The sequence below is a fragment of the Micromonospora sp. NPDC050980 genome, from assembly GCF_040653835.1.
Taxonomy (GTDB): domain Bacteria; phylum Actinomycetota; class Actinomycetes; order Mycobacteriales; family Micromonosporaceae; genus Micromonospora.
This window is the reverse complement of sequence record NZ_JBFAGS010000008.1, coordinates 168,248-181,030: the sequence shown is the minus strand read 5'-3', so window position 1 is coordinate 181,030 and position 12,783 is coordinate 168,248. Positions and strand designations below refer to the sequence as shown.

At 76.7% G+C, this 12,783-nt stretch carries 12 protein-coding genes; all 12 read left to right on the top strand.

The genetic code is table 11. The features are described from left to right. The first annotated feature begins 60 nt into the window (after window positions 1-60). The 12 genes from AB0H28_RS15465 to AB0H28_RS15410 all read left to right on the top strand — a co-directional run bounded on the left by AB0H28_RS15465 (window position 61) and on the right by AB0H28_RS15410 (window position 12,727). Window positions 61-2,754: a LuxR C-terminal-related transcriptional regulator gene (locus tag AB0H28_RS15465; RefSeq protein ID WP_358039529.1), complete on the top strand. Its 2,694-nt coding sequence runs from the start codon at window positions 61-63 to the stop codon at window positions 2,752-2,754. 238 nt (window positions 2,755-2,992) lie between these two features. Next, a complete protein-coding gene (locus AB0H28_RS15460; protein ID WP_358039526.1) occupies window positions 2,993-5,272 on the top strand; it encodes an FAD-dependent oxidoreductase in 2,280 nt (759 codons plus the stop codon). A gap of 23 nt (window positions 5,273-5,295) precedes the next feature. Continuing rightward, entirely contained in the window at window positions 5,296-5,589 is a 294-nt protein-coding gene (locus tag AB0H28_RS15455) for an antibiotic biosynthesis monooxygenase (RefSeq protein ID WP_358039523.1), read from the top strand. After that, window positions 5,586-6,812 (top strand): cytochrome P450, encoded by a 1,227-nt coding sequence (locus AB0H28_RS15450; RefSeq protein ID WP_358039520.1) that lies wholly within the window; start codon window positions 5,586-5,588, stop codon window positions 6,810-6,812. The genes AB0H28_RS15455 and AB0H28_RS15450 overlap by 4 nt, the downstream gene beginning before the upstream one ends. A gap of 23 nt (window positions 6,813-6,835) precedes the next feature. After that, window positions 6,836-7,501 carry a TcmI family type II polyketide cyclase gene (locus AB0H28_RS15445; RefSeq protein WP_358039517.1) on the top strand — a complete coding sequence of 222 codons (666 nt, stop codon included), beginning with the start codon at window positions 6,836-6,838 and terminating at the stop codon, window positions 7,499-7,501. Window positions 7,502-7,573: 72 nt separating this feature from the next. Further along, the gene (locus AB0H28_RS15440; RefSeq protein ID WP_358039514.1) at window positions 7,574-7,930 is read left to right on the top strand and encodes a DUF1622 domain-containing protein; all 357 of its coding nucleotides are present in this window, start codon (window positions 7,574-7,576) and stop codon (window positions 7,928-7,930) included. Window positions 7,931-7,999: 69 nt separating this feature from the next. Next, the gene (locus tag AB0H28_RS15435; RefSeq protein ID WP_358039512.1) at window positions 8,000-8,278 is read left to right on the top strand and encodes a hypothetical protein; all 279 of its coding nucleotides are present in this window, start codon (window positions 8,000-8,002) and stop codon (window positions 8,276-8,278) included. 94 nt (window positions 8,279-8,372) lie between these two features. Beyond that, complete coding sequence (locus AB0H28_RS15430; protein WP_358039509.1) at window positions 8,373-9,350, top strand: dehydrogenase; 978 nt, start codon at window positions 8,373-8,375, stop codon at window positions 9,348-9,350. A 2-nt stretch (window positions 9,351-9,352) separates the two neighbouring features. After that, entirely contained in the window at window positions 9,353-9,751 is a 399-nt protein-coding gene (locus AB0H28_RS15425) for a 6-carboxytetrahydropterin synthase (RefSeq protein ID WP_358039506.1), read from the top strand. 4 nt (window positions 9,752-9,755) lie between these two features. Further along, window positions 9,756-10,793 carry a glycosyltransferase family 4 protein gene (locus tag AB0H28_RS15420; RefSeq protein WP_358039503.1) on the top strand — a complete coding sequence of 346 codons (1,038 nt, stop codon included), beginning with the start codon at window positions 9,756-9,758 and terminating at the stop codon, window positions 10,791-10,793. Continuing rightward, a complete protein-coding gene (locus AB0H28_RS15415; RefSeq protein WP_358039500.1) occupies window positions 10,790-11,596 on the top strand; it encodes an SAM-dependent methyltransferase in 807 nt (268 codons plus the stop codon). Before AB0H28_RS15420 ends, AB0H28_RS15415 begins: the two co-directional genes overlap by 4 nt. A gap of 210 nt (window positions 11,597-11,806) precedes the next feature. Next, complete coding sequence (locus AB0H28_RS15410) at window positions 11,807-12,727, top strand: lysylphosphatidylglycerol synthase domain-containing protein (RefSeq protein ID WP_358039695.1); 921 nt, start codon at window positions 11,807-11,809, stop codon at window positions 12,725-12,727. Window positions 12,728-12,783 lie beyond the last annotated feature (56 nt).

Genomic DNA, 12,783 nt, shown 5'->3' with positions numbered 1-12,783 from the left:
CGCCTCTTTTCCGGCGGGTTATCCATAGGTGACACTGGATGCATGGTTCCTGCATCGACAGTGCATATTTCCCTGTGGGGCCGGGACGACGAGTGCGACGAGATCCGCCGACTCCTCGACGGCGACGACGGCGGCACGCTGCTGTTCCACGGCCCGCCCGGCTCCGGACGCAGCGCCCTGCTGGCGTACGCCCGGGGGCGGGCGGGGGCGCGGAGCGTGCTCAGCGGCGCCGGCGTGGCCGACGAGGCGACCCTGCCCTACGCCGGGCTGCACCGCCTGCTCGACCCGGTGCTGGACGCGGACGCGGCGCTGCCGGCGCGCCAGCGCCGGCTGCTCCGACGCGCCCTCGGCGGCGGCGGGTGCCCGGCCGAGCAGCGACTGGCCCTGGCCGCGGCGGTGCGCTCCCTGCTCGCCGCCGCGGCCGGGCGGCGATCGCTGCTGTGCACCGTGGACGACCTCGACAGCGGCGATCCGCAGAGCGCCTGGACGCTGGCCGTGGTGGCCCGCCGGCTGCGCCGGCTGCCGGTCGCGCTGCTGCTGACCGCCGCCTCCACGGTCGACGGCGTGCCGGCCCACCGGCTGCGCCCGCTGGACGTCCACGAGTGCCACGCGATGCTCGCCGCCCGCCGGGGGTTGCCACCGCCGTCGGTGGCCGCCGCGTTGGCCGCCCTCAGCGGCGGCAGCCCGGCCGCGCTCGCCGATTTGGCCGACACGCTCACCCCGGCGCAGTGGCGGGGCGAGGAGCCGTTGCCCGGCGCGCCGCCGGTGGACGGCGCGCTCGCCGCCGCGTACCGGGCCCGCCTCGACCGGTTGCCGGAGCCGACCCGGCGGATGGTGCTGCTCGCCGCGCTCGATCCCGGCGACGACGCCGGCGCCCTGGTCCGGGTCGCCTGGGCGGCCGGGCTGACCGTCGAGGCGCTGGCCCCCGCCGAGGCCGCCGGCCTGCTGCGGACCGGACCCGGCGGGGTGACGTTCCCGGACCCGCTCGCCCGGCGGATGCTCACCGCCGTCGCGCCGCTGGCCGACCTGCGCGCGGCCCACCTGCTCCTGGCCGGCACGCTCGCCGGTGGTCCGCTGGGCCAGGCGCTGCGCCACGCCACGGCCGCCGACTGCCCGGCCGACGTGCTCGCCGCCGAGCTGACCGCCGCGGTCGACCGGGCGCCCGACCGCGCCGCCGCGACCGTCGCGCTGCGCCGCGCCGCCGACCTGGCCGCCGACCCCGGGCGGGCGGCCGAACTGACGATCGCGGCGGCCCGCTGCGCCTGGACCGCGGGCGATCCGGAGCAGGCCCGGGGGCTGCTGCGCCGGCTGACCGCCGGGACGGCGGCGGCCGGCCCGGCCGACCTGGTGCGCGGCGACATCCAACTGCGGTGCGACGCGCCCGCCGCCGCGGTCGCGACGCTGCTGGCCGCGGCCGACGCGCTCGCGCCGACCGACCGCCGGGCCGCCCTGCTCGCGCTGGTTCGCGCCGGCGAGGCCATCTGCGTGACCGGCGACCAGTACCGGTACGCCGAGGTGGCGCGCCGGGCCGAGGCGCTGCGGCGGCCCGGCGACCCGCCCGACCTCGACCTGCTGGGCACCTTCGCCTCGGGGGTCGGGGCGACCCTGCGCGGCGACCACGCGCGCGGCGGTCCGGCGCTGCGCCGGGTCGTCGTCCTCGGCGGCCGGCTGACCGGACCCGCGCTCACCCCCGCCGCGCTGGTGTGCGCCGCCGCGGCCGCGTTGCTGGTGGCGGTGGACGGCCCCGCGCACCGGCTCGCCGGCCGGGCGGTGGAGGTGGCCCGCTCGTGCGGTGAGCTGTCCCTACTGCCCCGGGCGCTGGAGCTGCGGGCCGTCTCCGAATACTGGCTGGGCCGGCACGAGGCCGCCGCGCGGACCGCCCGCGAGGGCGTGCGCGTCGCCCGCGCCGCCGGTCAGCACGCCTGCGCCCAGGTGCACCTCGGCATCCTCGCGGTGCTGGCGGCGGTACGGGCCGACCGGGACGGCGCGCTCGCCCGGATCGCCGAGATCGGGGACGGGGCCGCCCCCGGGAGCCGGCCGGACGCGTACGCCCGCTGGGCGCTCGGCGTCCTGGACCTGATCGACGCCCGGTACGCCGACGCCGTCGCCCGGCTGTCCGCGCTGGGGAGCACCGGCACCGGCCGGGGACAGGTGCTGGTGCAGGTGATGGCCACGCCGTACCTGGTCGAGGCCGCGGCCCAGGACGGCGGGCGGCCGTCCGCCGCGCTCGCCGTGTTCGACCACTGGGCCAGCAGCACGGTCAGCCCGTCGCGGCGGGCGCTGGCCGCGCGCTGCCGCGCGCTGCTCGCCCCCCGGGGCGGCGCGGAGGCCGAGCGGGAGTTCCGCGCGGCGCTGCGACTGCACCCGGCCGACACCGACCGGTTCGAGCGCGCCCGCACCGAGCTGCTGTTCGGCCGTGAGCTGCGCCGCCGCCGCCGGCCCCGGGACGCCCGGGCACACCTGCACCGGGCCCGGGAGACGTTCACCCTGCTCGGCGCGACCGTCTGGGCCGACCGGGCGGGCGAGGAACTGCGCGCGGCGGGGGAGTCGGTCGGGCCGGTGCGCCGCGGCGCGGAGCAGTTGCTGACCGGGCAGCAGCTGCACATCGCCCGGTTGGTCGCGCAGGGCGCGACCAACCGGGAGATCGCCGCCCGGATGTCACTGTCCACCCGGACCGTCGACCACCACCTGCGCAACGTCTTCCACCGGCTGGGCGTGCGTTCCCGCACCGAACTGGCCCGCCTGCTCGTCTGAGCGCCGGTCCGCGCCACGCCGGCCACCGGCCAGGACAGCGTCGCGCCCGGGCCGCGCCGGCAGGCCCGCCGGCGCGCGCCGGGAAGCCCGCGCTCGGTGCGCGCCGAGCCGCGCGGTCGGCACGAGCGTCCCGGCGGCGTCACCGGGACCGGACACGTGGCGGGCGGACGGTGACGACCGGGTGACGCGCGCTGCGGCAGGGTCGCGGCACGACGACCGCACCGTGCGAGGGGGCTGCATGATCAGGACGATGCTCCGGCTGCGCGCCCGTCGCGGGTGCGAGCCCGCGGTCGGACCGGCCTTCGAGACCGTCGCCGGGCAGCTCGGCGCGCTGGCCGGCAACCTCCGGCACGAGCTGCTGCGCGACGCCCTGGACCCGCGCGGCTTCGTCGTCGTCACCGAGTGGGCCGACGAGGCGGCGCTGCGCGCGTACCGGCAGGGGCCGGTGGCGACCCGCCTGGCCGACCTGCTCCGGCCGCTGACCGAGCCGGCGGGCGGCCCCGACTATCCGCTGCTGCGCGAGACCGGGGAGGGGCCGGGCCCGGTCTACGTGGACGTCGAGCTGACCGTGCCGCGCGACCGGCTCGCCGAGTTCCACCGGGGCTACCCCGAGGTGGTCCGGCGGATGACCGCGATACCCGGATACCGCCGCGAGCAACTGCTGCGCGAACCCGGCTCGGACATCCACCACATCTTCGCCGAGTGGGACGGCGCGGCCGACTTCCTCGCCTGGATCGGCGACCCGGCCCACGCCTCGGCGCAGGCCGGACCGATCGCGCCGTTCCTGCTCGACATCCGACGCCGCCTGTTCCACGTCGCGTCCGACGGGGACGACCGGCGGCACCGCACCACCGGCAGGGAGGCCGACGTGCAGAGGACAACTGACGTACTCGTCGTCGGGGCGGGCCCCACCGGGCTGACCGCCGCCGTCGAGCTGGCCCGGCGCGGCGTCGACTGCCGGGTGATCGACAAGCGCGCGACCCCGGCCGGGCAGGCCGACAAGGCGATCGGCGTGCACTGCCGCACCATGGAGATCTGGGAGGAACAGGGCGTCGTCCGGGAGGCGATGGACGCCGGCATCTGGCTCACCGGCAACATGGTCTTCGTCAACGGCACGCAGACCCATCGGATGAGCTGGGAGCTGCCCGGCCTGCCGTACGCCCACCTCGGCCTGCCGCAGTACGAGACCGAACGCATCCTCACCGCCCGGCTGGCCACGCTCGGCGTGCGCCCGCGTCTCGGCGCGGAACTTGTCGACCTCACCCAGGACGCCGACGGCGTGACCGCCACCGTGCGCACCGCCGACGGCGTCACCGAGACGGTACGCGCGGCGTACCTGGTGGGCTGCGACGGCGCGCACAGCCGGGTGCGGGACCGGCTCGGCCTCACCTTCACCGGCGGCCTGGGTCGCTTCCCGCAACTGTTCATGCTGGTCGACGTGGACGTGGACTGGGACATGCCCGACGGGCACCTGCTGCGCTTCCTGCACACCACCGACGGGCGGATGGACGGGATGCTGGTCTGCGTGCCGCTGCGCGGCGAGCACCGCTACCGCATCGCCACCCTGGCCCCGCCCCGGTTCTTCGCCCGCACCGGCGGGCAGGACGCCCCGCCCGGTTTCAGCGAGGAACTCGGCGAGCCGACCCTCGACGACGTGCAGGCCGCCCTCGACCGCCTCGCCCCGCCCGGCACCCGGGCGTCGAACCTGCGCTGGTCGTCGGTGTTCCGGATCAGCCACGGCATCGTCGACCGCTACCGCCACGGCCGCGTCTTCGTCGCCGGCGACGCCGCCCACCTGCACCCGCCGGCCGGCGGACAGGGCATGAACACCGGCATCCAGGACGCCTGGAACCTGGCCTGGAAGCTGGCCCTGGCGGTGCGCGGGCAGGCCGCCCCCGGCCTGCTGGACAGCTACGAGGCGGAACGGCGTCCGGAGGGCGAGGAGATCGTCGGCCGCGCGGTGCGGATGGCCGGCACCGAGGAACTGGACCGGGCCGACCTGGAACGGCAGTTCCTCCAGGAGATGTCCCTGCTGCTCAGCTACGCCGGCAGCCCGCTGGTCGGGGAGACCGTCGCCGACCCGGCCGCGCTCGGCGACGCGCCCCGGCCCGGCGACCGCGCGCCGGACGTGGAGGGGCTGCGCCGGCGCGGCGTCGGGCACCCGCTGCGGCTGCGGGACCTGACCCGGGGCACCCGGCACACGCTGCTGCTCTACGCCGACGTCACGGCCGACCCGACCGAGCTGGCCGGGTTCGCCGGCCTCTGCGCCGACGCCCGGCGGCAGGCCGGCGGGGAACTCGACGCGTACCTGCTGCTCGACCCGGACGTCGCCGAGCCGCGGCTGGCCGACCCGCCGGTGCTGCGCGACGCCGACCGCCGGTTCCGCGCCGGGTACGGCCTGGCGGGCACCGGGCTCTACCTGATCCGCCCGGACGGGCACGTCGGGTTCCGCGGCGCCCCGGTCGACGCCGACGCGCTGCGCAAGCACCTGCACCTGGTCTTCGGCGGCGCGCGGTGAGCCGGGTCCGCACGGTCCTGGCGATGCGGACCCGCCAGGGCTGCGAGGAACGCTTCGAGGCGGAGTGGCGCAGCGCCGCCGAGGAGATCCGCACCCTGGACGGCTGCCTGCACCAGGACCTGGTCCGCGACGCCGACGACCCGCGCAGCTATCTGGTGATCAGCGACTGGGCGGACCGGGAGCGGCTGGACGCCTTCGGGCGCAGCGCGCACCGGGACCGGCTGCTGCGGGCGGTCCGGGAGCTGCGCGAGTCCGCCGAACGGCACACCTACCAGGTGCTGCACAGCGTGGCCGGCGAGCCGGGGGAGGCCCGATGACCGACAACGTGGTGCCGGCGAGCGAGCTGTACACGGACGGGTTCGCGGCCGATCCCTATCCCACCTTCGCCCGGCTGCGCGCGCGGCGGCCGGTCTGCCCGGTCGGCTCGCCCCGCTTCGACTCCTGGCTGATCACCCGCTTCGACGACGCGCGCACGGCGCTGACCGACCCCCGGCTGTCCAAGGACCTCTACGGACCCGACCAGCACTACCTGCGGATCTTCGGCCCCAACTCGGAGGGCCTGAACCGCAACATGCTCAACTCGGACCCGCCGGAGCACACCCGACTGCGCCGGGTCGTGTCGCAGGCGTTCGCGCCCCGGCGGATCGAGGCGCTGCGCCCCCGGGTGGCCGCGATCGTCGAGCACCTGATCGACAAGATGGCGCCGGCGGGCGAGGCGGACCTGATGCGGGACTTCGCCATCCCGCTGCCGATGACGGTCATCTGCGAACTGCTCGGCGTGCCGCCCGCCGACCACGACCGGGTGCTCGACTGGACCCAGGTGAGCCGCACCTCCGGCTCGACCAGCCGACCCCCGGCCGAGGAACGGGCGGCGGTGCAGGAGGCGCAGCTCCGCCTGCACCACTACCTGGCCGACCTGGTGCGGACCAAGCGTGACGACCCGGCCGACGACATCATCGGCGCGCTGGTGGACGCGGTCGACCGGGACCGGACCCTGACCGAGGCGGAACTGGTCACCACCACGTTCCTGCTGCTGTTCGCCGGGCACCAGACCACCGCCGACTTCCTCGGCAACGCGGTGCTGGCCCTGCTCACCCACCCGGAGCAGCTGGAGCTGCTGCGGACCACGCCGCGCCTGCTGCCGACGGCGATCGAGGAGCTGCTGCGGTTCGACGGCCCGCTGCCGGTGGCCAGCCCGCGCATCGCCACCGAGGACGTCGAATACCAGGGGGTACGCATCCCGCGCGGGTCGATCGTCGGGGTGGCGATCAACGCGGCCAACCACGACCCCGCCCACTTCACCGACCCGGACCGGCTCGACCTGCGCCGGGTCCGTGGTCCGCACCTCGGCTTCGGTCACGGCGTGCACTACTGCCTGGGCGTCTCGCTGGCCCGGATGGAGGCGCTGCTCGCGCTCGCCGCGCTGCTGCGCCGGCTGCCCGGGCTGCGGCTCGCGGTCCCGCCCGCCCAGGTGCGCCGGCTGCCCGCCGCCTCGCCCTTCCGCGGCCTGCTGGAACTCCCGGTCACCTTCACCGTCTAGCCCACCAGCCAAAGGAGCACGTCATGGTCTTCCGGAACGTGATCGTCTGCCACCTGGTCCCCGGCAGCGAGGAGATCGTCGGCAACGTCTTCGGCCACTACGACCAGGTCACCCGCCCGCAGGACCTCGGCGTCATCGGCCGGTACCTGCTGTCGCACCACGACCTCTACCTGCACGTGATCGAGCGCGAGCAGGACCCGAGGATCTCCGGGCAGACCCGCGGGCTGCCCGCCTTCCAGAAGATCGCCGAGGAGATCGGCCCGTACGTGACGCCGTACCCCCGCTACTGGAAGAACCCGTCGGACTCGGTGGCCAAGGAGTTCTACCACTGGGCCCCGGAGGGCGAGCCGCCCGCGCACACCACGCTGACCGTGATCGTGGGGCGGATCAAGCCGGGCGCCGAGCCGGACGTGGCCCGGGTGTTCGGCGAGTCCGACGCCGGGTCGCTCCCGCGGGACCTGGGCGTCACCGGGCGCTGGCTCTACTCGATCGACGACGTCTACGTGCACCTGCTGGAGCAGGAGTCGTCGGCCGCCGAGGCCACCCGCGACCAGCACGCCGACCAGCCGGCCTTCGGCAAGGTGATGCGGGACCTCGCCCCGTACGTCGAGCCGTACCGGCCGGAGTCCTGCCACGGTCCGCAGGACCAGGTGGCAGACGTCTTCTACCGCTGGCGCGCGCAGGACTGAGCCGGCGGGGGAAACCGCCCCCCGTCGCCCCCGGGTAGGCCAGGCTGGGACCGAGGCGTACGGGGGTGTCGGGTGCCGACCAAGCAGATCATCCAGCACATCGGCGCGGCGCTGGACCTGGCCGGGGTGCTGGTCATCGCGGTGGGCGTCGCGGTCGCCACGGTGGTGTTCGCGGTGCGCTGCGCCCGGAGCGGGGAGGTGGTGGCGCACTATCGGGCGTACCGGCAGGGCGTCGGGCGGGCCATCCTGCTCGGCCTGGAGTTCCTGGTCGGCGGCGACATTATCCGGACGGTCGCGGTGTCGCCCACCTTCACCAGCGTCGGCGTGCTCGCGCTGATCGTGCTGGTCCGCACGTTCCTCAGCTTCTCCCTGGAGGTGGAGCTGGACGGTCGCTGGCCCTGGCAGGGCAGGCCCCCGGTCAGCGGGTGAGGTCGGGCACGTTTGATCTCGACCCACCGGGTGATTGATACGGGGAGTCACGACCGAAGGGGGACGCCGGTGTCCGAGACGAGCCGGAGCAGGTCCAGTCAGGACGCCGCGCTGCCTCGCGGCGTCACCGACCCGCTGCTGTGGCGGGCCGCCTACGACGTGGCCGCCGCGCACCGACCGGACGCCGCCGGCCGGTGCGCCAGTCTGCTGTGCGCCGGCCGGCCGGCGCCGTGCGGGCCGCTGGAGGCCGCGCGCCGGGCGATGCGCCTGGCCGGGGACGTCGGCCGGCGCGCCGACCGTGGCGAGTCGGACGCCCGGGTCGCCGGGCAGCGGCGACGGGCCGCCTGATCGGCGACGACGCCGGGCGGTTCGAACCACGGCCGCCCCGCCTCCGTGTTTATGATCGACAACTCGGTCGGAACGCGGGACATGAGGAGGGTTCGTGACCGTCGACGCCCACGCCTTCTGGCTCCGCGCCCCCGGCGAGGGTGAGATCCGCCCGGTCCGACTCGATCCGCCCGGCCCGGGCGAGGTGCTGGTCCGTACCCTCTTCTCCGGGGTCAGCCGGGGCACCGAGACGCTCGTCTACGCCGGCCGGGTCCCCGCCGACCAGTACGCCACCATGCGCGCGCCGTTCCAGTCCGGCGACTTCCCGGCGCCGGTCAAGTACGGCTACCTCAACGTCGGCACGGTCGAGGCCGGCCCGCCGGAGCTGCGCGGGCGCACCGTGTTCTGCCTGTACCCGCACCAGAGCGCCTACGTGGTCCCGGCCGACGCCGTGGTGGTCGTGCCGGACGGCGTGCCGGCGGAGCGCGCGGTGCTGGCCGGCACCGTGGAGACCGCGGTGAACGCGCTCTGGGACGCCGCGCCGCTGGTCGGCGACCGGGTCACGGTGATCGGCGGCGGGATGGTCGGGTGCGGCGTGACCGCCCTGCTGGCCCGGTTCCCCGGCGTCCGGGTCGAGTTGGTCGACGCCGACCCGGCCCGCGCCGGGGTGGCCGAGGCGCTCGGCGTCGACTTCGCGCTGCCGGCGGACGCGACCGGCGAGCGGGACCTGGTGGTGCATGCCAGCGCCAGCGCCGACGGGCTGCAACGCGGCCTGGACCTGCTCCGCCCGGAGGGCACCGTGCTGGAGCTGAGCTGGTACGGCGACCGGCCGGTCACCCTCGCGCTCGGCGGCGCGTTCCACTCCCGGAGGCTCGGCATCCGCAGCAGCCAGGTCGGCACCGTGTCGCCCCGGCGCGCCGACCGCGGCTATGCCGACCGGCTCGCCCTCGCCCTGGACCTGCTGGCCGACCCGGCGTTCGACGCGCTGCTCACCGGCCGGTCCCGCTTCACCGACCTGCCCGACGTGCTGGACCGGCTGGCCTCGGGCGAGTTGCCGGCGCTCTGTCATCTCATCACCTACGGCGAGGAGTGAACGTGTTCAGCGTGACCGTCCGGGACCACATGATGGTCGCCCACAGTTTCCGCGGCGAGGTCTTCGGCCCGGCCCAGAAGCTGCACGGCGCGACCTTCGTCGTCGACGCCACGTTCCGCCGGCCGGAGCTGGACGCCGACGGGGTCGTGGTGGACATCGGGTTGGCGACCGAGCAGCTCAAGGCCGTGCTCGGCGAGCTGACCTACCGCAACCTGGACGACGAGCCGGCGTTCGCCGGGGTGAACACCACCACCGAGGTGCTGGCCCGCACCGTCGCCGACCGGCTCGCCGACGCGGTGCACGCCGGTCGGCTGGGGGAGGGGGCGCGCGGGCTGGCCGGGATCACCGTCACGCTGCACGAGTCGCACGTCGCCTGGGCGAGCTACGAGCGGTCGCTGTGACCGGATGACCGCCGTGCACGTGGTGCTGCCGGGCGACATCGACGACCCGGCGAACCCCAGCGGCGGCAACGCCTACGACCGGCACGTCTGCCACGGGCTGGCCGCGCTCGGCTGGAGCGTGCGCGAGCACCCGGTGCCGGGTGGCTGGCCGCGCCCCGGTCGACGGGAGCGGGCCGCGCTGGGCGGGTTGCTCGGCGGGTTGCCCGACGGAGCGACCGTGCTGCTCGACGGCCTGGTCGCGTCCACCGTGCCGGACGTGCTCGCCCCGCACGCCGCACGGCTGCGTCTGGTGGTGCTGGTGCACCTGCCGATCGACGACGACAGCGAGCGGCGGGCGTTGTCGGCGGCGACCGCGGTGGTGGCGACCAGCGACTGGACCCGGCGGCGGCTGTTGGCCCGCCACCGGCTCGCCCCGCACCGGGTGACGGTCGCCCCGCCCGGGGTCGAACCGGCGCCGGTCGCCCCCGGCACGCCCGGCGGCGGCCGGCTGCTCTGCGTCGCGGCGGTCACCCCGATCAAGGGCCACGACGTGCTGGCCGCTGCGCTCGCCGAGATCGCCGACCTGGACTGGACCTGCGACTGGATCGGCCCGCTCGACCGGGATCCGGCGTTCGTCGACCTGGTGCGCCGGCGGCTCGCCGGCGCCGGTCTGGCCGCCCGGGTCCGGCTGCCCGGTCCGCGCACCGGCGTGGACCTGGCCGGCGCGTACGCCGCCGCCGATCTGCTGGTCCTGCCCTCGCGGCGGGAGACGTACGGCATGGTGGTGACCGAGGCCCTGGCTCGGGGCGTACCGGTGCTGGCCGCCGACACCGGCGGCCTGCCGGCCACGCTCGGGCACGCCCCCGGCGGCGACCGGCCGGGCCTGCTGGTGCCGGCGGACGACGCGGGGGCGACCGCCGCCGCGTTGCGCCGCTGGCTCACCGATCCCGGCCTGCGGGACCGGCTGCGCCGCGCCGCCCGGCTGCGGCGGGACACCCTCACCGGCTGGTCGGTCACGGTGGACCGGCTGGCCACGGCGTTGACGGAGGCGACCGCGGCATGACCACCTCACTCCCACCCGGTTTCGCGGACTGGCTGCGGCTGCGCGAGCCCGCCGACGCGGCGGCCCGCTCGGTCGAGCTGGCCGACGCGGTGCGCGACCGACTGCCCGCCGACCGCCCGCTGGTCGTGCACGACCTGGGCAGCGGCACCGGCTCGATGGCCCGCTGGCTCGCCCCCCGGCTGCCCGGCCCGCAGCACTGGGTGCTGCACGAGCGCGACCGGGCGTTGCTGGCGCTGGCCGGCGGCGGGCTCACCGCCGCCGACGGCGCCCCCGTGACGGTGACCACCCGCGACTCGGACATCACCCGGCTGACCGACGCCGACCTGGCCGACGCCCACCTGGTGACCGCGTCGGCGCTGCTCGACATGCTCACCGCCGAGGAGGTCGACCGGATGGTGGCGCCGTGCGCCGGCCATCCGACGCTGTTCGCGCTCACCGTGTCCGGCCGGGTCGAGCTCACCCCGGCCGATCCGCTCGACCACGAGCTGGCCGAGGCGTTCAACGCCCACCAGCGGCGGACCGTCGACGGGCGGACCCTGCTGGGTCCGGACGCGGTGGACGCCGCCGTGGCCGCGTTCGGCCGGCACGGCGTCGAGGTGGCGGTGCGGCCCACCCCGTGGCGGCTCGGCCCGGCGCAGGCCGCGCTGACCGCCGAGTGGCTGACCGGCTGGGTCGGGGCGGCCGTCGAGGAAAGACCGCATCTGGCCGGCCCGGTCCGGACGTATACCCAGTGGCGGCTGGTCGAGGCCGCCGCCGGCCGGGTCGAGGTGGTGCTGCACCACGCCGACGTGCTCGCCGGCTGAACCGAAGGGCCCGCCGACACGTGACATCCGGTGGGAACGAGGGAGGACCGCTTGTCACACGTCGCCGTCGCCGTCGCTGCGCCGCCAGCCACCGTGCCCGTGCGCGCCACCGGGCCCGTCCCGGCCGCGGCACGCGCCCCGACGGCCCGGTCCGGGCGGGTCGGCCCGCCCGTTCCGGCCGCCGGGCGGGTCGGCCGGCGGTGGAGCCGGGTGGCGCGGACCTGGGCGCGACCGGCGGCCGGGCTGGCCGTGCTCGCGGCGCTGGTCGCCACCGTGGGTGCCGGCCCGTTCCTGGCCGGGCTGCGGCTGATCGACGCGCCGGCGCTCGCCGCCGCGCTGGGCATCGGCGCGATCACCACGGTGTGCTGCGCCTGGCGCTGGTCGCTGGTCGCCGGCGGGCTGGGCGTACGGCTGCCGATGCGCTCGGCCGTGGCGCACTGCTACCGGGCGGTCTTCCTCAACTCCACCCTGCCCGGCGGGGTGCTCGGTGACGTGCACCGGGCGGTGCGGCACGGCCGGGACGCCGGGGACCTGGCCCGGGGGGTGCGCGCCGTGGTGTGGGAGCGCACCGCCGGGCAGGTGGTGCAGGTGGTCATCGCGGTGGCGGTGCTGGCCGCGTTCCCGTCACCGGTGCGGCGGTACCTGCCGGCGCTGGCCGCCGCCGCCGCGGTGGTCGCGCTGGCGCTGGCGCTGGCCGCCCGCGCGGTGCCGCGCTCCGGGGCGTCCCGCCTGGCCCGGGCGGCCCGGACCGCCGTCGCCGATGTCCGCTGCGGGCTGCTGGGCCGCCGCACCTGGGCCGGTGTGGTGATCGCCTCCGCCGTGGTGTTCGGCGGCCACCTGGTCACCTTCATGGTGGCCGCCCGCACCGCGGGGGCCGACGCCCCGCTGTCCCGCCTGCTGCCGCTGACCCTGCTCGCCCTGCTGGCCATGGCCCTGCCGCTCAACGTGGGCGGCTTCGGGCCGCGCGAGGGGGTGGCGGCCTGGGCGTTCGCGGCGGCCGGCCTGACCGCGGCGCAGGGGGTGGCCACCGGCACGGTCTACGGCGTGCTGGTCCTGGTGGCCAGCCTGCCCGGCGCGGTGGTGCTGCTGGCGCGTCGGCTGCCCCGGCGGGAGCCCGGCAACTGTCGGTGATCCCGCCTACGGTGAGGGTGCGAGGTGTGTGTCGCCGGGGGTTTCCCCGGTGACCG